Here is a 19,116-nt window from a genome sequence, read left to right as displayed (position 1 = left end):
AATACATAGTTCTTTGTAAACGGGCTAAAAATTAGTTAACGAGTATACCCGAACCTCCTTCTCACTTTTGAACCACACATTAAGATCAGGTTCTTTTAGATAATTATAGATTACACCTTAAACTGATCTAACTTCCTCGAAAGACTCTCGCTGATTTCGTTTAATGACTCGCAGGTGTCCAGGGTTCTCGATACCTGAAGAGAAGTATGATTTGAAAGCTCGTTAACCTGTGTAATGCGTTGATTAAGTAACTCAGTCACCCCTTTTTGCTCATTCGCAGAACCCGAGATTTGAGCATTCATCGCAATAACGGTGTGCATCGCTTCAGTAATGGAGTCGAGAGCTTCCCGCGCGGAGTTTGCTCCTTCGAGAGTCTCATTGCTCACCACCTGGCTTGATTGCATGACCGTGACGGCTTTCTCGGTCATGGCGAGCATTTCGTCAATGATGTTTCTAATATCGGATGTACTTGCTTCAACTTTGGAGGCCAACGTTCTTACTTCATCAGCAACAACAGCAAAACCACGCCCGTGTTCTCCAGCTCTGGCTGCTTCTATTGCTGCGTTTAAGGCCAACAGGTTGGTTTGCTCTGATACCGACTGGATGACATCAACAACTGAATTCACGGAAGACGACTTATCGCTCAGTGAACCGATGACCGTTACCGCGTTCTCTACTTCGCCGACCAGTTTTGTCACCGATGTCACCGCTTCTGCAACAACAGCCTGACCGGATTCGGTGTGCTGATTCACTTCCAGTGAGGACTTTTCAGCAGAGTCCGCATTATGTGCCACATCCAGAGAACTGGTACTCAACTGTCCAACAGCAGTAGCAATTTGCTCCACTTCTTGCTGTTGGTTCTGCATCGCTCTATCGCCTTCTTGCATGGCTTGAAGAGTATTGACCGAAGCTTCCCGTAATTGAGTGGTAGACTCTGTAATATCCTGAATTAAATGTTGAATTCGGCTTACAAATCGGTTGAAAGCGACCGAAATCTGAGCCATCTCGTCTTTGCCATGCACCTCAAGGCGCTGGGTCAAATCCCCTTCACCCTCACCGATGTCTTTCATTAGCTTCACGGTTTTATTAATAGGGGTAACAACCACTTTTAAGATGACCAAGGTAAGTAGCAACCCTGAAAAAGCCATAAGTATCAGTGCTGTCACAATAAACTGTTCCTGCCAGGCGACATCCTCAGAAGATTGCTGGGCGAGTTTTTGGATATCCTGGCTATTCTGCTGGCTCGACTGACTAATACTCACCTGACTTTTTAGTAGTGTGTCGAGCTCTGCTACTTCGTTTGCTTCACCTGAAATCTGCTGACTGAAAGAGTTCAGAGTTTTAGAAGATTCAATGATATTAATAAGAGCTTCACGCTTAAGGCTTTCACTGATGTCGCTGACCTCGTCACTCACTTCTTCCAGAATTGCCAGCGCTTCCTCATCAGCGACATCCTCGGAAAGCTCTTCGATTGTCTCGATGAGCTCTTCCAGAGTAACGCTGATATCTTCAACTTTTTTGCTGATGAGCCGGGTTCGTTGATTGGCACTGTTAATACCATCGACGATGCCCAGCATGTGCATATTTATTTCTGCGGCCTTTTGGCTACCATTGCTGGAGCTCTCGGTCGCTGCCTGAGCGCTTGCAGCACTTTTAGTTGCACCTTCAACGACTTCTTCAAAGCTGGTGGATAGCTGATCAAAAGAATACTTTGCAGCAATGCTGATCCCTATCAGGGTTACGAACAGAAAACAGCCGATAGCAATTAACTTGGTTTTAATAAGCATGAGCGCTCCTTCAATAACGATTAACGCTTTTACTTATTTCGCAGCTTCCGCTTCATAAAGTTGTACGGCAGCGTTCATCTCCTTGAGCAGCGGCAGGTTTAGATTGGCAATCTGGGTTACCTGTTCAGGTGAAGCACCAGAGCTGCTATGAGAAGATCCTGCTTCAACCAAAGGTTTGAAGTCTTGCCAAAGACCATTGACGACATCCAGTTGCTTACGGATATGTTCAGGTTTTGTTCCCGGTAGTCCGAGGGTTTCATCCCCGTCTTTCAGGCCTTTCAGAGTTCTGTCGAACAGGGAATAAGTTTCAAGAAGGTTGAGTTTGTTGTCTTCTACCTCGTAGCCAAGCGCAATCAGGAAGAATTCTTTACTCATTTTCTGAGATAGCATCCTCTGTTTACCGGATAGGTTAAGCGTTGCAGCTAGCCCCGGTGCAGAGCTTAACCCCGTCTTCTTCGCATCTTTTTCGTAAAGACCGACGGCTTTGTTCATCTGCTTAAGGAGTGGAAGGTTATTTTTAGCGATAGTATCAAGCTGTTCTTTTGAAACGGACTTTGATGAAACGACTTCTTGTATCACCGGATAGAACTCAGCCCAGATATCCGACACTTTATCTAGCTGACGAATGATTCTTTTACTTTCTGTTGCAGGAAGACCCAGAGACGCATCTCCATCTTTTAAGCCTTTCAGAGTTTTATCAAATAGAGCAGAGGTTGCTGCAAGGTTCTGAATATTCTTTTCTGCATCGACGTTAAGGGCGACCAGTGCGACCTCTTTAGACATCTTTTGAGACAACATTCTTTGTTTGCCAGAGAGATTTAATACCACACCGTATTCTGCAGGCGTTGGTCCGGCGTAAGCGAGCATAGATGATCCCATTACCATTCCAGTGATAGCAGCCAAACAAGTGAAAAAACGAAGTAATTTCATAGTAAAAGCCTTTATTAAGTTGTTTGCATTATTTATCTATCGGTAAGTATAGAATTTGCTGAATGTTTTTTACAAAATGACATCAAACTTAATAAGATATGGATAGGTTGATCACATATTCATCTATCTGAAACGAAAGAGTGGAATGCCTGTTGCAGTTCCACGTCTCGGGACTGTTTTTTGCTGTAAAGATCAGGCGGGTATCAGTGGGTTTTGCAAAGACATCGTTTTTCTGGAGCCAAGTCTGAGACTATTTATTGAGTCACCATAATATTCTTCAAATAGCTCATCATATTCGCAGCTTTCTTTAATTTTCTTTAATCCATGAGCAATCATTTGTGCAAGATCAGCTCTTTCAGGGTGAACGTAAAAGATTAAAGGGAAGGGGTAATATAGCTTCAAATCCGCTTCAATCTTTAAACCACCTAAAGATTCAGCCATATCGAGGTAAATAGATTCAACCTCGTTCGCGCCTAAAGAGACATAATCAAACTCATTGCTTTTAAGTCGCTGAAATACTTCTTCGAATAACCCTTTTTCAACCACGTTATAACCATTGTGGCGAAACAGATCGGCATCTGCCCAGGTAGCGGGAATACCAGCTCTTTGTGTTTTCAACTCTGTTTCTGTGATGGTTGAAAACACTGCCTGATCTTGTTCCCTGATAATAAGAATACGATTTCCCAGAATCCCGTTGGCAATTGGAATATTTACCGGAATGAATGCTCTGCCTTCAAATTTTTTGTTTCCGGCTACGGTTACCAACAAATCTGCCCCTTTGTGGAAGATGTCTCCTTCGTCTTCAGCATTTGGGTAATCAGTTGGGTCATTGATAAGTTGGTAATCGGTATCATCGCTGGTAGCCTCTAAAATGGCCTCCAGTATCTTTAACTCATGCTCCTGACGAACCTGAGACTTATTTCCGTTCCAAAAGGTGATGGTTTGCTGGTTTTCTATGTTCATTTTTGTTTCTGGTGACTGTTATCACAGTTCATAGATGAACTGTTCGGCATCAATATATCCATACTGTTACATTAAAAACAGCAAAAAGAAAGCGCTTTCTTTTTCTTTTAGAGATAGATTTAAGAGATAGCTTTTCGGAATTGGTTTATGAACAGATATTAGGGTGTCTTATGTACAAAATAAAAAAAATCAGGTCAATACGCTGTGGCAACCGCGCTTATTGGGCTGAGTGGTGTCTGTTTGCCAATAACAGCTTATGCGCAGAACGACTCTCCTGAGACTGATGACTGGGAGTTAGTCTGGAGTGATGAGTTTACTGGCGGAGGCATCAACCAAAGTAAATGGAATTTTGACCAGAACTGCTGGGGTGGCGGTAACGATGAAGCCCAGTGTTATACCAACAGAGCAGAGAATGCCTTTATCGAAGAGGGTGTACTAGTAATCAAAGCCCAAAAAGAAACGTATACAGGGTCGGCGCTTCCAGAAGATCATCCAAACTATGATGTAAGCAATACTCAATCTAAGCCTTATACTTCTGCTCGTTTGCAGACGAAAAACAAAGGGGATTGGAAATACGCTAGAGTAGATGTCCGCGCTAAACTTCCGGCGGGGCAGGGAACCTGGCCAGCTATCTGGATGTTACCGACTGACAACGTTTACGGTACATGGGCGGCGTCTGGTGAAATAGATATCGTTGAGTCGGTTAACCTGAAAGTTAAAGGGGAGTCTAAGGTACATGGCACACTCCATTATGGTCGCAAATGGCCTGATAACGTTTATTCAGGAACAAGTTATGAGTTGCCTGATAGCGTTAACCCTGCTGATGATTTCCATGTCTACTCAGTAGAGTGGAGTGAAGGCAAGATCCGCTGGCTGATTGATGGTATCCATTTCGCTACTCAAACCTCCGACGGTTGGTATACCCAGTACCAGGATTCAAATGGAGAAATGGTGACAGGTATATCAGATGCTCCTTTTAATGAACGTTTCCATCTGATTCTTAACCTTGCGGTCGGTGGCTCCTGGGCTGCTAGCCAAAACGACAAAGGGATTGATGAGTCAGCGTTTCCAGCAAGATTTGAAGTTGATTATGTACGGGTTTATCAATGCCCTGAGAGCGTATCTGCAAGTGGTGAATGCTCCGCCAGAGATGATTCAGGGAAAGTGGTAAAAGGTAAAAAAGCCCCTGATTTATCTAGCAATCAAACAGCAGTAATAAATGCTGAAAAGGTGACGATTTTTGATAAGCAAATGGCAGACGGCATTGAACCGGGGACTTATAAGCACTCTGGTAACAGTACTTACGCCATATATCCTTTAGGTGACGAGAGCTATATTGAGGTAGTGCGGACCGGGCCGGATGGAAACTTCTATCTGACTTTGCCTAAGAGTACGGATTTATCCTCATTTATGGATAGTGGAAGGGTGCTATTTGATTTAAAAGTGATTAGTGCTGCAAGCAATGCACAGTTACTGGTTAAAATTGATAGCGGCTGGCCCGCAACCAGTGATTATAAGCTTTCTCTTCCTGAAAGCGGTGTCTGGAAGGAAATAAGCCTGCCTGTTAAAGAGATTATGGCTGGTGGGAACAGTCTTGCTCCGGGGAACTTTGCTAATATTCAGTCGGTATCAAACATTCTTGTACTGGAACCAACTAATGAGATGACGTATCAGATCAAAAATATCCGTTGGGAGCGTTAATTAAATACTCAAAAAAGTGTGACCCAGGTAGCTTAATTTGACATTGTTTTGGTGGGTTAAGCTACAGTTCCCTACCTAACTACCTGTTTTAAAGTACTTTTAACTCCTTACCTTCCCTACTTTAGCGATCTGTGATCGATGTAGAGTTTCAGTTCACTACTCATTGCTGATATGGAAAACCAGAAGTAATATTTGCACAAAAGAAAGCGCTTTCTTTTGTGGGTTTCCCCCTCACCAGATTGAAGAAAAATATTTTTTTGACAGAAAAAGAAAGCGCTTTCTCTAATTGAGGGATGCTGAAACAAGCAGAACCAATTTGTTAAAGAGCTGAATAAAACATTCAAATTAAGGAAAAGCGTGATGCAAAACAAAACTGTACTGGCTTCGCTTCTGTGCGGCGCAATGTTCGCTTCTTTCGCTCAGGCGGAAGAGATCAAGCAAGGTGGCACACTAACAGTTCCAATTATCAACACTGGTTTCGTTGAAAACTTCAACCCTTACACTACTAAAGACCTTCTTCACGGAATCATGTTTGAGCCACTGGTTGTATTTAACAACATGACAGGCAAAGCAGATTTCCGTCTTGCAGAAACCATCGATTATTCTGATGACCTGAAATCAATCACAGTAAAACTTCGTGACGGACTGAAATGGTCTGACGGCACAGCGCTTACTGCAGAAGATGTTGCATTCAGCTTCCTGTTAACGAAAGAAGCAGCAGCATTCGACCAGAAAGGTATCTGGTCTGGTAAGAACCTGCAGGAAATCAAAGTTGTTGATGACAAGACGGTTGTATTTGAGCTGAACGAAGCTGACTCAACATTTGCATGGAACCTTGAGCGTTACCACATCGTACCTAAGCACATCTGGTCAAAAGTTGAAGATCTGACTACCTTCACTAACCCTAATCCGGTTGGTAGCGGTCCGATGACAACAGTTAAGTATCTGAAACCACAACAGATGCAACTTTGCCGAAACGAAAACTACTACCTGGAAAATCGCCCATACCTTGATTGTGTGACTTTCCGTTCTTACAACGATAACTCTCAGATTCAGCCTGCACTTATCAAAGGCGAAATCGACTGGGGTTCAAACTTCATCGCTGATATCGATGCAACATTCGTAGCGGCGGATGCTAAGAGTAACCACTACTGGTACCCGGCGAACGATGCTATTCATCTTTACGTGAACACTAAAGAAGCACCATTCAGCGACCTTCGTGTACGTCAGGCACTTTCAATGGCGCTTGACCGTGAAGCAATCGTAGATATCGCGGCATATGGTTACCCAACAGCTAACTTTAACGCTGGTGGTATTGGTGAGCTATACAAAACAAGCATCAACCAGGATATCTCTGCTAAGTACAGCGGCCTGACTGAATACAACCCGGAGAAAGCAAAAGCACTTCTTGATGAAGCAGGCATTGTTGATAAGAACGGTGACGGATTCCGTGACGGTGCTGACGGCAAAACGGTTGAGTTTGATATCGAAGTTGTAAACGGCTGGACAGACTGGATTCAGGTTGTACAGATGGCGACTGAGTTCTTTGAAGAAGTAGGCATCAAAGCAAACGTGAAGACGGTTGACTGGGCGGTTTACGATAAGAACCTGAAAGAGAGCAACTACAAGATGTCCATCAACTGGTCAATGGTTGCGACTAACCCAATCCTTGCTTACCAGGAGTACTACCACACTGCGCGCATCGGTAAGACATGGCACGCGGGTCACGGTGTAAACGATCCTAAGATCGACGCACTTATCGACAGCTTCGGTAAAACAGGTGACGCAGCAGAGCAGCAAAAGATTCTTGATGAGCTACAGGAGTTCACTGCTGAGCAACTACCGTTTATCCCTCTGTTCTCTAACCCAACATGGTTCCAGTACCGCAACGAGAAAATTGTTGGTTGGCCAAGTGCAGAGAACCCATACGTTCAGCCAGTATGGTACGACGGTGGTAAGCGCGTAATCATCCTGAACAACTTACACCTGAAATAAGCTAGCGCTCAAATCATTTAAATAGATAAGGGGGACAGGAAACTGTTCCCCTGGGTTGAAAGAGTTATATGTCGTTTTTACTTCGCCGGTTTGGCTTTTACTTCACTGCATTCCTGATTGCAATTTCGTTCAACTTTATGTTGCCACGACTAATGCCAGGGGATCCGGTTGAAGCACTTTTCGCAGCTGCGCAGGGTCGTATGGACCCGGCACAAATGGACGCTGTACGTGAGATGTACGGTTTCTTAGATGGAAACATTTTTGAGCAATACCTGGCTTACATTAAGAGTGTGTTCACTCTGGATTTAGGTCCTTCTGTTCTGATGTTCCCTGTTAACGTATCTGATGTTATCGCAATGGCACTGCCATGGACCATGTTCCTTGCTCTTGGTTCATTGATCGTTGCGCTGATTATTGGTGTGAGTATCGGTACTTATGCTTCGTACCACCGCACTGGTTTTGTTGGTCAGGTTGTTCCACCTGTTCTGGCGTTTATCAGTAACTTCCCTTACATCGTTACTGCCCTGCTGCTCTTTTACATCTTCGGTCTGAAGTTAGACATGTTACCTCTGGCTTACACATACGACCCGGAATTATCTCCAGCTTTCACGCTTGAGTTTATTGGCAGCGTCGCAAAACATGCCGTACTCCCAGTAGGTTCAATGGTTGTAGTTGGTATCGCAACATGGGTGTTCAACATGCGTAACGCCATGATTAACGTGCTTGGCGAAGATTACGTGACCATGGCTGAAGCAAAAGGCTTAAGCAGCTTCCGAGTGATGTACCGTTACGCGGGGCGTAACGCAATTCTTCCGGTTGCAACGGCTATCGCAATGGCGATTGGTTTCTCATTCGCTGGTTCAATTATGACTGAGGTGGTGTTCAACTATCAGGGGCTGGGTAACATCCTGCTAAAAGGCATTATTGCTCGTGATTACCCTCTGATTCAGGCCATCCTTCTTATCCTGGTTACCGCAGTACTGACTGCGAACTTTATAGCCGACCTGCTTTATGTCTGGCTGGACCCTCGTATTTCTAACTAAGGTGCATCATGGATAATCTTATGCAAACGAATAAAACAAATGGCGTAGCTTCTTATGAAGTAGCAGAGCAGCCAAGCTCCCTTAAAAAGGTAAAGAATGCACTGGGTAAACTGTATGCATTCTTCTACGGAAACCCACCTGCGATTATTGGTGGCTTCCTGTTAACTATCATCTTATGTGGTGCCCTGTTCGCACCAGTACTGGCAACACACAACCCGGAAAAACGTGTTGCACGCCCACATCAGGCGCCAAGTGAGCAGCACATTATGGGGACAACCCGTAGCGGCCGAGACGTTTACAGCCAGGTGCTACACGGAGCGCGTAAATCGCTGACCGTTGCTATCTGTGCGGGTGCTATCGCGATGACACTTGCGGTAATCGTTGGTGTATCTTCAGGTTACTTTGGCGGCAAGATTGACGACCGTCTGAACTTCCTGACTAACGTATTTCTGGTTTTCCCTCAGCTCCCCTTGCTGATTGTATTAGCGGCCTTCCTCGGACAAGTTGGGTCGCTGGTGATAACCGTCTTACTCGGGATAACCTCCTGGCCTTGGGGCGCCAGGGTAATACGCTCCCAGACGATGGCAATCCGAAACAAAGAGTTCATCATCTCAGCAGAGGTTATGGGTGAATCAAAAGTTCGAATCATCTTAGTTGAGATTCTGCCAAACCTAATTTCAATCGTATTTGGTGGCTTCCTTGGTGCGGTTATCTACGCGATGGGCGCAGAAGCTGGCCTTGGTATTCTTGGTCTGGGTGACGCGACAGAAGTGAGCTGGGGCTCAATGCTTTACTGGGCGCAGACATCATCTGCACTTTATACAGGCGCATGGTGGGAAATGATGGTTCCTGCAATTGCACTGGCAGTAACAGGTGGTGCACTGGCACTTATCAACATGTCGATTGACCAGGTAAGTAACCCGAAACTGAAAACCGGTCCACACATCAAACTTTGGCACAAACTTAAGAAAGAAGCTGATATCCGCAGAGGTCTGAAATGAGCAACTTATTAGAAATTAAAAATCTCTGTGTAGATTACGTATCACCAAACGGTGTGGCGCGTGCGGTAAATAACGTAAGCGTGAACATTGCACCGGGAGAAACCCTTGGTATTGCAGGCGAGTCTGGCTGCGGTAAGAGTACGCTGGCGTTTGCTATCTCTCGTCTTCACAAAGCTCCGGCTCTGATTTCAGAAGGTGAGATTCTGTACAAAGGTCAGGACGTTCTGAAGATGAACGATAAGCAGCTTCGTGATTTCCGCTGGAATGATGTTTCTGTTGTATTCCAGAGTGCAATGAACTCGTTGAACCCGGTTATAACAATCGGTGAGCAATTAACGGATGTGATTATTGCTCATAAAAAGGTAACTAAACAGCAGGCTTATGATAAAGCTGCTGAGCTTCTGGAAGTTGTGGGTATTCACCCAGATCGTCTGGCAAGTTTCCCGCACCAGTTAAGTGGTGGTATGCGTCAGCGTGTGGTTATTGCTGTTGCACTGGCGCTTGAGCCTAAGCTAATCATCATGGATGAACCTACAACCGCTCTGGATGTAGTTGTAGAACGTGAAATCCTGAACGAGCTTTACGATCTTAAAACTAAGTTTGGCTTCTCGATTCTGTTTATCAGTCACGACCTTAGCTTGATGGGTGAAATCGCAGACCGCATCGGTGTGATGTACGCGGGTAACCTGATTGAGCTCGGTGATGCAAAGACCGTATTCGGTCAGCCAGAGCATCCATATACCAAAGGTTTGATCGCTTCATTCCCGACGATCCACGGCCCGAAAGAGCGCTTATACGGTATTCCTGGTAACCCGGTGAACCTGCTTAAGATTCCTCAGGGCTGTAACTTCCAGGAGCGTTGTACAGAGTGCTTTGCTCCATGTAAGCAAGCGGATCCAACACTGAAAATGCTTAAACCTGGGCATCAGGTTTCTTGTCATCTGGTTTAAGAGGGTACTGAGATGGAAATGATAAAAAATGGCGATGTAATTCTATCGGTAAACAATCTTGTAAAAGATTTCCCTATCGGTCAGTCATCCTCAAAAAACAAGTTTATGCGAGCAATGAACGATGTATCGTTTGAGCTGAAAAAGGGTGAAGCATTAGCAATCGTAGGTGAGTCAGGCTCTGGCAAAAGTACCGGTGCTCGTATTTTGACTCAGATTTATGACAAAACAGACGGTGAAATCCTGTTTAAGGGCGAACCAATTGCCGACTACATCAAGAAAAACGGTGAGCTGGAGTACGCTCGTCAGGTGCAGATGATTTTCCAGGACCCGTTTGGTTCTCTGAACCCGGTTCATTCGATCTATCACCATATTGCTCGACCACTACTGATTCATAAGCGTGCAGATAAGAAAAACGTCCGTAAGCTGGTTTATGAGTTGCTTGATCTGGTTGGATTGTCTCCGGTGAAAGAGACGGCGGAGAAGTTCCCGCATGAACTCAGTGGTGGTCAGCGCCAGCGTGTTGCTATCGCACGAGCTATCGCGGTTGATCCTGAAGTGATTCTTGCAGATGAACCAATTTCGATGCTGGACGTATCGGTTCGTCTGGGCATCCTGAACCTGATGTCTGATCTTAAAGATAAGCATGGCATTTCGTTTATGTACATCACACACGATATCGCAACGGCGCGTTATTTTGCTGAGAAAACCGCGGTAATGTACGTTGGTCATATGGTGGAGTGGGGTGAGAGCGACAGCGTAACTCAGAACCCACAGCATCCGTATTCTCAGTTACTGCTATCCGCAGTTCCGGAAGTAGGCAATGCAGGCCGACGCGATCTGGCTGCGAAGAAGGGCGAGATTCCACTATGGAAGCCAAGTAGTGTCGGTTGCCCGTTCGCATCACGTTGTCTTAAAGCAACGGAGAAATGTACCAAAGAGATGCCGGAAGCAACGCAAATCGCTGAGAAGCACTTTGCAAGGTGTCACCACCTGTAATCGGATGAATTAATTCGTTCCCACGGTCCCCGTGGGAATGCATGCAAGAATTTAGTTTTTAAAAAAATTAGCGCCAAGAAAGCGCTTTCACGAAATTGGTAATAACGATGGAATTTAAATCTCACACAGAGCTTGAAGCAGTAAAAGGTCAGTTTGTTGATCTTGATGGTGAGCGTTTCTACAAGATTGAAAACGTTGACCAGATGCCTCCGTTCTTTATCAGCGTTGTATCCGCGAGCAACCACTGGTTGTTTATCTCATCAACAGGCAGTTTGTCAGCGGGTCGTGTTCGTCCAGAGAACGCACTATTTCCTTATAAGTCTGTGGATCATATCCACGAAAGTGCAGAGAACACCGGCTCCAAAACCATTATCAAGGTGAAAACGGACAACGGTTACGCGATGTGGGAACCGTTTAACGAACACCACAATGGTATGTACACAGTTCAGCGCAACCTATACAAAAATGCAGTTGGCGACAAAATCACTTTTGAAGAGATTAACCACTGTCTGAACCTGAAGTTCCAATACAGCTGGAACACGTCTGAGAAGTTTGGTTTTGTGCGTAAGTCTGCTCTGCAGGATCTGTCTTCTGCTAACCGTGAAATTGAGCTTCTGGATGGTCTGCAGAACCTTCTTCCTTCAGGTGCGCCGTTAGGTGCTCTTCAGACTCGTAGCGCCCTTGTAGACGCTTACAAGTGGAATGAGCAGGTAGAAGATACACCACTAGCCCTATTCACCATGTACGCAACGCTAAGTGACAAAGCCGAACCAGCAGAATCCCTGCGTGCGACAACGGTATTTAATGTTGATTCAGACGACTCAACTATCCTGCTTTCAAGCCAGCAGGTAAATAACTTCCGCAAAGGCCGTGAGCTGACTAATGAGTCGCTGACTAAAGGTCTGCGTGGTGCTTACATGATTAATAAATCATTCGCGCTTAAGCCGGGTGAGACAAACAGCTGGGTAATCGTTGCAGATATCGATAAAACTCACGCTGATATTGAGAACATGAAGCGGGTTGTTTTGGGAGAGGACAACCTTGCTTCCCTTATTGAGCAGAGCATTGCTGATAACCACAATGAGCTGAAGAGCCTGATGTCTGGCGCAGATGCATGGCAGCTGACCTCTGAAGAGAACACCAGTGTTCACCATTATGCTAACGTTCTGTTTAACAACATGCGTGGCGGTATTTTTGAGAACAACTACGATCTTGAAAAAGCAGATGTTTGCAAAACACTGGCGAACTACAACAAGCGAGTTGCAGAACGTCACGTAGCCTTCTTTGAAGCTTTACCAGAGGTGTTTACTAACAGTGAACTGATGGAAAAAGCGAAAGAGGTGAACGATCCTCAGTTGATTCGTCTGTGTTACGAATACCTGCCACTGACGTTTGGTCGTCGTCACGGTGACCCAAGTCGCCCATGGAACCACTATGAAATTAAGGTTCGTGACGAAGAGGGCGATCGCCTGCTTTCTTATCAGGGCAACTGGCGTGACATCTTTCAGAACTGGGAAGCGTCAGCACTAAGCTACCCCGAATTTGTGAAGTCATTTATCGCTAAGTTCGTAAACGCCTCGACGGCTGATGGTTACAACCCTTACCGTATTACTAAAGACGGCATCGACTGGGAAGTGATTGAGCCAGATGACCCGTGGAGTAACATCGGTTACTGGGGTGATCACCAGATTATTTATGTGCTGAAATTCCTTGAGCTTGCAGACAAATATGAGCCAGAAGAGCTGATCAAACTGCTTTCTGATGAAGTGTTCTGTTATGCGAACGTTCCATACGAGTTATGTGGTGTTGAAGCGCTATTCAACAACCCGAAAGACACGGTTGACTTTAACGATGACAAGCAAGCTGCTATCGAACGTAAAGTTGCTGAAATTGGTAGCGATGGCCGTTTGATCCTGAACTCTGACAACGAAGTTTACCTGGTTAACCTACTTGAAAAAGTGCTGGTTCCTCTGCTGTCTAAGCTGAGTAACCTGGTGCTTGATGGTGGTATTTGGCTAAACACTCAGCGCCCTGAATGGAACGATGCGAACAACGCGATTGTTGGTAACGGCCTATCTATGGTTACGCTGTACTATATGCGTCGTTACGTGGCATTTATGCAGAAGATTCTGGAGAAAGCACCTGCAAGCGTTCAACTTTCAAACGAAGTTGCAGACTGGATGGTAGCAACTACCTCTGTGCTTAACCGTGCAGCGCAAGAAATTCGTCAGAAGACGGTTACTCGCCAAACTCGTCACTCTATCCTGGTTCAGCTAGAGAAGGCCGCGGAAGAATACCGTAACAAGGTTTACCGCAATGGGTTCTCGGGTAAAACAGCCATTGAACTTGCTGAAGTAGCAAAACTGATGGATGTGAGCCGTGAAGTGCTTGAAGAGAGCATCGCCAATAACAAGCGTGAAGATGGCTTGTTTAACGCTTACAACATCATCAACTACAACTCAGAACAGGTTTCTGTCGATGAGCTTTACCCAATGCTTGAAGGTCAGGTTTCTATCCTCAGCGCGGGTTCACTTTCTCCGGCTGAAGCGGTTGAACTGCTGGATAACCTGTTTGCTAGTGACATGTATCGCGACGACCAGAAGAGCTTTATGCTTTACCCGGATCGTGACCTGACTTCATTCGTGAACAAGAACTCGATTCCTGCTGAGCTGGTTGAAGGAAATGCACTTCTGTCTGCGATGGTAGCAAATGGCGATAAGCGTGTTGTAAATCAGGATGTTGAAGGTAAGTACCACTTTAACCCTGATTTTGAAAACAGTGGTTATCTTGAGCCTGTACTTCAGGCAGCAGCGACTGATTACGCTGAGGCATCTGAAGAGTTGCTTCAGAATGTACTTGAAAGCTACGAAACGGTATTTAACCACAGAGCGTTTACTGGCCGTTCAGGTACCATGTTTGGCTATGAAGGTCTTGGTTGTATCTACTGGCACATGGTTTCTAAGCTTCTTCTTGCAGTGCAGGAAAATTATCAAGTTGCGCTAGCAGAAGATCCGCAGGGTGAAATAACAGCGAAACTGGCTGATTACTACTACCGTGTTCGTGAAGGTATCGGCTTCAACAAGACACCGGAAAACTATGGTGCGTTCCCGACTGACCCATACTCACACACGCCTAAGCACGCAGGTGCTCAGCAGCCGGGTATGACAGGGCAGGTGAAGGAGGAAATCATCACTCGATTTGGTGAACTTGGTTTGAACGTGAAAGCGGGTGAAATTGTTATTGAACCAACGCTTCTAAACCGAGCTGAGTTTATTGAAGAGTCTGCACCGTTCCGCTTCGAAAATGTGTTTGGTGATACTCAAACTAAGGTTGTGCCAGAAGGTGGCCTTGCGTTTACTTACTGTCAGGTTCCATTTATCTATCAGTTGTCAGATGATGCTGAAATTAAGGTGGTGGTGACTTCGAAGGAAGGTGATCAGACTGAAGTTGCTGGTAATGTTCTTCCTAAAGATCTGAGCAAGGGTATTTTTGCCCGCACAGGTGAGGTTGAAAAGGTAGAGGTTTATCTTCCTCGTTAATAATCCTCGTAATTCCGGATGAGCTTAGGTTAAGTCCGGAAATTAGTTTAAGAGTAAAAAATCAGGCACTTTGTGGCCTGATTTTTTGTTTTATATGGTAAAACTATTCACCGAATGTACTCTCTTCCGCTGGCCGAATAAGTCGTTTTTTTCTAGTTCCCACGCTCCGCGTGGTAATTCATACCTAAGGTAATAATACGTAGGTGTTGATCCAAGGGAAGCCTGGGTTTGGGGGGCGGTAACGATGATATGTGTTCAATCTATGTCTGGTATGCATTCCTACGCGGAGCGTTGGAACGAGCATTCCCAGTGAATGCTCGGGTTACATCGTTATTACCTAAATTTCAGCCGCAAAATCCTCACGAAGATCTTTCACCGAGCCGCGCTCGATTAACTGAGGACTCAAACGGGTTTCAATATGTTCAGTACCTTTGCCTGAAAGAATACTTAACACACCTTCGGCACCTTCAAGCGCCATCTCTTTCACAGGGAAATCGATAGTCGTTAGGCCTGGGTTCATATGCTGGGAATAACTTACGTTATCGTAGCCAACAATAGAGATGTCCTGACCAATCTTCATGCCGCGCTCAAGACAGGTACTGTATGCCGTTACTGCAATATTGTCGTTCATGCAGAAGATGGCCGTCATATCTAAATCTCGATCAAGCAGGCGAGTAACAGACTCATTATTTCCTTTATGGTCAAAGCGACCTTCTACTACAAGATTAGGATCATAATTGATGCCATGTTTCGCCAGAGCATTACGGTAGCCTTGCAGACGATCCCGGCTATCCACCTTACTTAGCTGGCCTGTGATACACCCGATTTTGGTATGACCCTTCTCGATTAGGTGCTCCACTGCCAGAAAACCACCCAATTCGTTATCGATAGTGATGCATTTATTAGATATTTCAGGGATATAGCGGTTAAGAATCATGGTAGCGGGGAGCTTCTCACAAATATGTAGGATATCGCTGTCGGTCAACATGTCCGAAACCAGAATCAAGCCATCCACTTTTTTGGATGAAAGGAACTGAATGGAGTCCTGTTCCTGATCGTAAAGCTCGTTACCACTGGTAATAATAAGGTGGTAGTTCTCTTTTCGAACCGCTTTCTCAGCGTTATGCATCATAGGCCCATAGAAGGGGCCATCCAGAGTACCAACCAGCATACCGATACTGAACGATTTATTGGAAGCCAATGCCTGCGCAAAGGCGTTTGGTTGATAGCCAAGTTTTTCAATAGCTTCAAAGACTTTAACCCGGTTGGCTTCTTTTACCGATTTATGTCCATTCAAAGCTCGCGAAACGGTAGATTGAGAAACCTTGGCAAACTCTGCTACTTCTTTAATTGTGATCAATTTGCTTTCCTCTGCAAAAAGACGGATTTCATTCTTTTCTGTCACCATGTTACCTGCATCGATTCCATCAGTGTAAATTTCTTTTGAAAACGAGTTTCCATTTGTAGATGTCTGTCAACTCTTACCCCTTTACAGATAAGAAGTTCATTTAATTCTTTAAGGATCATTTGAAATGTGATCTATACACGAGAAAGCGCTTTCTTTAGTGAGTCCGGTCACTGTTTATCGACAGGATGGTTAATATAATGCTCCCACTGACATAGAGAAGAGCAATGAATCCCCACTTTTATTGGCTAATTTGGCCGATATTTGCACTCTCATTCGCTCCAAATTTAAATTATGTCAGATTTTTTTGATTTTAAAAGAAAGCGCTTTCTTTTTTCGGGAGAGAAAAAGCAAAAGTGTCTGAACATGGAGTTAATAATGAAACTGTCCAAAGTATCCCTTGCCTGCTTACTAGCGACTGCTGGTGTATCTATGGCGCCAGCAGCGTCTGCTGAAACGACTGATGGGTTTGAGTTCCACGGCTATTTCCGTGCTGGTGTACTGTTTAGTGTTGAAGATGACCTAAAACGTTCAAAGTTCCCAGCATCAAAAGAAACACTTGGTCGCCTTGGTATCGAATCTGATAACCATTACGAGCTGGCTTTGCAGAAGAACTTTGATTTAGATAGCGGTAAAAAAATCCGCATCAAAACTCGTGCAGGTGCGGACAACAATGATGCGACTGACAACAACACGAACGGCGATGCAACTAACCAGTTAAGCTCAACGGTTAACGGTGGTGATATCGGTATCATGGAAACCTTCGTTGAGTTCGAAGGTATCACAGACACTGGTGTAGTTTGGGGTGGTAAACGCTTCTACGGTAAAGATAACTACATCTTCATGACCGACTTCTTCTACACAGATATGTCTGGTGTTGGTGCTGGTGTTGAAGGTATCGAACTAGGCGGCAATGTATGGGACTTCGCATACATGGCGAGTGACAAGAACAGTAACGATGCAGGTCGTTGGGGTAACGACACCAACAACACTATGCACTCTGTTCATGTTGGTGTGAACCTGGGCAAATTTGAGCTTCACTCAATGGCTAAATACCTGCCTGACAACTGCAACAAAGTTGATGGCACGATTGGTTGTGATTACGCAGAAACAGGTTTTGAAGTAACGGGTATTTATCACCTTGATAGCTTATGGGGCTTACCGGGTAATGGCTTCTCTAAAGTGATTGGTCAGGTAGGTACTGGTCTGGGTTCTGGTCAAATGCTTGGCGGTACTATGACCGAATACAACGCGTTCAAACCTGGTACTGGTCGTGGTCAAGGTATGGACTTCATGACTCAGGTGAAAGACGGTGACAACTCTGCGCGCTTCCTGACGTGGGGTGGTTACTTCCCAGAAGACAGCAAGTGGAACTACTTTACTTCTATCCAGGGTCAGTACAACGATTTCGATGATGGCCGTGATGATTACTGGGTATCAGCAATGGTTCGTCCTACTTACAACGTAAGTGAGCACTTCTTCGTAGCAACTGAACTGGGTGTTCAGAACGCTGGTGGCGACAGAACAGACGGTAACTCTGGTAGTGCTTCAGACTACAAAGTAACTGTGGCACCAACAATTGTTATGAATACAGGTATGGGTCCTGCTCCGGAAATTCGTTTCCTTGCAACATACCTGGATGGTACAGCACGTAAAGACAGCGACGTGATTGTTGGCCTTCAGGCAGACATGTGGTGGTAATCACCTGACTTAAGTAAGAGTCCCGCTATGGGGGCTGGGACTCTTACTTTCATAGATTTGCTATGAATAGGTGTTGATGTGCTCTTATTCATAGCGGATTTATCCGCCTCAGTCGACGAGGAAAATAGTGATGTTTAGTTTGAAGAATGTATTAGCGCTCAGTATTAGTGCTTTATTAATAGGGTGCAGCTCGAACAGTGCACAGCACACGATTAGCGCAGAAGAAAGTATAGCGCTACTGAATCAGACAGAGGTTTGTTGCACTGCATTTGGACAGGTTCGGTACGAAGAAATTACTCAGCCTGGTTTGTATGATTATGAATTAATGAGCGAGAGCGAAGCACTTGAGCTCAGTTCAGGTAAGTCTTTTGTTAAAGGAATCCAGTTACCTTCAAGTGTGGTAGAGAATATTCGGGTTAAGGTCATTTCCGCGATTGGTGAAACAGTATTTGTACCGAACGTTATGTTGCTCGATAGCAACTTTGAACCAGTCACCAACTATGCCAGTCACGATATCGGATACGACTCTCGCTCTATATTTAACGGTGATGTGTTTGAGAGAGAAATTACCATCTCGAATCACCAACTTGCAGCTGGAAACGCTAAATATCTTTTGATCTACACTACTGACGATGACCTGAAAGAAAGCACGGTACTTCCGATGCTGGATCAGGGGACGGTACGAGTTGGCAGGCAAAATGAACCAAGAATGTTTGATGATGTGATTGTTCAACATTCGCCACTTGGCCAATTCCAGATTAGGTATAGCTATGAAACGGCTTCGAATGTGAATCTTGCTGTTGTTGCAACGCCTCAAATAGCAACTACAGTGGCTGAGCCTGCGGAAACGGGCTTAGAAGTTACTCCTACAGTCTTAGAAACTGAGGTTAAAAAAGTTGAAAATAGCACCAAAGTTGATGGAATTCAGCCGGAAACAGAAGCTATGTTTATTGAACTTGTCGAGAAAGCGGTAAGAGAGAACCAAATAGATAAAGCGTTAAGGTTTGTAGAAGAAGGTGAAAGGGCAGGTTCCAAAAAACTAAGAGATGTATTTTTTGATGCTCTCAAAAGAGGGCAATAAACCAGGTTCGATGCGGGTAGAGTC

The 19,116-nt window shown here is 45.0% G+C and carries 13 protein-coding genes; 9 read left to right on the top strand and 4 right to left on the bottom strand.

From position 1 onward, the window contains the following. Window positions 1-110 precede the first annotated feature (110 nt). The 3 genes from SNR28_RS08030 to SNR28_RS08020 all read right to left on the bottom strand — a co-directional run bounded on the left by SNR28_RS08030 (window position 111) and on the right by SNR28_RS08020 (window position 3,680). Window positions 111-1,787: a methyl-accepting chemotaxis protein gene (locus SNR28_RS08030; RefSeq protein ID WP_375748689.1), complete on the bottom strand. Its 1,677-nt coding sequence runs from the start codon at window positions 1,785-1,787 to the stop codon at window positions 111-113. 33 nt (window positions 1,788-1,820) lie between these two features. Then, window positions 1,821-2,717 (bottom strand): type IV pili methyl-accepting chemotaxis transducer N-terminal domain-containing protein, encoded by an 897-nt coding sequence (locus SNR28_RS08025; protein WP_375748688.1) that lies wholly within the window; start codon window positions 2,715-2,717, stop codon window positions 1,821-1,823. Window positions 2,718-2,909: 192 nt separating this feature from the next. Beyond that, a complete protein-coding gene (locus SNR28_RS08020) occupies window positions 2,910-3,680 on the bottom strand; it encodes an ABC transporter substrate-binding protein (RefSeq protein ID WP_375748687.1) in 771 nt (256 codons plus the stop codon). A gap of 204 nt (window positions 3,681-3,884) precedes the next feature. On the opposite strand from SNR28_RS08020, the gene SNR28_RS08015 reads away from it, so the two are divergent. The 7 genes from SNR28_RS08015 to SNR28_RS07985 all read left to right on the top strand — a co-directional run bounded on the left by SNR28_RS08015 (window position 3,885) and on the right by SNR28_RS07985 (window position 14,905). Further along, complete coding sequence (locus SNR28_RS08015; RefSeq protein WP_375748686.1) at window positions 3,885-5,381, top strand: family 16 glycosylhydrolase; 1,497 nt, start codon at window positions 3,885-3,887, stop codon at window positions 5,379-5,381. 360 nt (window positions 5,382-5,741) lie between these two features. After that, complete coding sequence (locus SNR28_RS08010) at window positions 5,742-7,376, top strand: ABC transporter substrate-binding protein (protein WP_375748685.1); 1,635 nt, start codon at window positions 5,742-5,744, stop codon at window positions 7,374-7,376. 68 nt (window positions 7,377-7,444) lie between these two features. After that, window positions 7,445-8,419, top strand: coding sequence for an ABC transporter permease (locus tag SNR28_RS08005; RefSeq protein ID WP_277823524.1), 975 nt, complete (start codon window positions 7,445-7,447; stop codon window positions 8,417-8,419). Between the two features lie 20 nt (window positions 8,420-8,439). After that, window positions 8,440-9,420, top strand: coding sequence for an ABC transporter permease (locus tag SNR28_RS08000; RefSeq protein ID WP_375748684.1), 981 nt, complete (start codon window positions 8,440-8,442; stop codon window positions 9,418-9,420). Further along, window positions 9,417-10,370: an ABC transporter ATP-binding protein gene (locus tag SNR28_RS07995; RefSeq protein WP_375748683.1), complete on the top strand. Its 954-nt coding sequence runs from the start codon at window positions 9,417-9,419 to the stop codon at window positions 10,368-10,370. Before SNR28_RS08000 ends, SNR28_RS07995 begins: the two co-directional genes overlap by 4 nt. Before the next feature lie 12 nt (window positions 10,371-10,382). Beyond that, complete coding sequence (locus tag SNR28_RS07990) at window positions 10,383-11,366, top strand: ABC transporter ATP-binding protein (protein ID WP_375748682.1); 984 nt, start codon at window positions 10,383-10,385, stop codon at window positions 11,364-11,366. 107 nt (window positions 11,367-11,473) lie between these two features. Further along, entirely contained in the window at window positions 11,474-14,905 is a 3,432-nt protein-coding gene (locus tag SNR28_RS07985) for a hypothetical protein (RefSeq protein ID WP_375748681.1), read from the top strand. A 337-nt stretch (window positions 14,906-15,242) separates the two neighbouring features. Here SNR28_RS07985 and SNR28_RS07980 read toward each other — a convergent pair whose 3' ends face one another. Beyond that, on the bottom strand, window positions 15,243-16,265 hold the full coding sequence (locus tag SNR28_RS07980) for a LacI family DNA-binding transcriptional regulator (RefSeq protein ID WP_375748680.1): 1,023 nt from the start codon (window positions 16,263-16,265) through the stop codon (window positions 15,243-15,245). A 423-nt stretch (window positions 16,266-16,688) separates the two neighbouring features. On the opposite strand from SNR28_RS07980, the gene SNR28_RS07975 reads away from it, so the two are divergent. Together SNR28_RS07975 and SNR28_RS07970 are read left to right on the top strand one after the other, a co-directional pair. Further along, complete coding sequence (locus tag SNR28_RS07975; RefSeq protein ID WP_375748679.1) at window positions 16,689-18,011, top strand: carbohydrate porin; 1,323 nt, start codon at window positions 16,689-16,691, stop codon at window positions 18,009-18,011. Window positions 18,012-18,141: 130 nt separating this feature from the next. Continuing rightward, window positions 18,142-19,092 carry a MalM family protein gene (locus SNR28_RS07970; RefSeq protein ID WP_375748678.1) on the top strand — a complete coding sequence of 317 codons (951 nt, stop codon included), beginning with the start codon at window positions 18,142-18,144 and terminating at the stop codon, window positions 19,090-19,092. Window positions 19,093-19,116: the final 24 nt, after the last annotated feature.

Source organism: Vibrio iocasae (genome assembly GCF_042245395.1).
GTDB classification, from domain to species: domain Bacteria; phylum Pseudomonadota; class Gammaproteobacteria; order Enterobacterales; family Vibrionaceae; genus Vibrio; species Vibrio iocasae.
The sequence above is the reverse complement of the archived record's forward strand: the minus strand, read 5'-3'. Positions and strand labels throughout refer to the sequence as shown.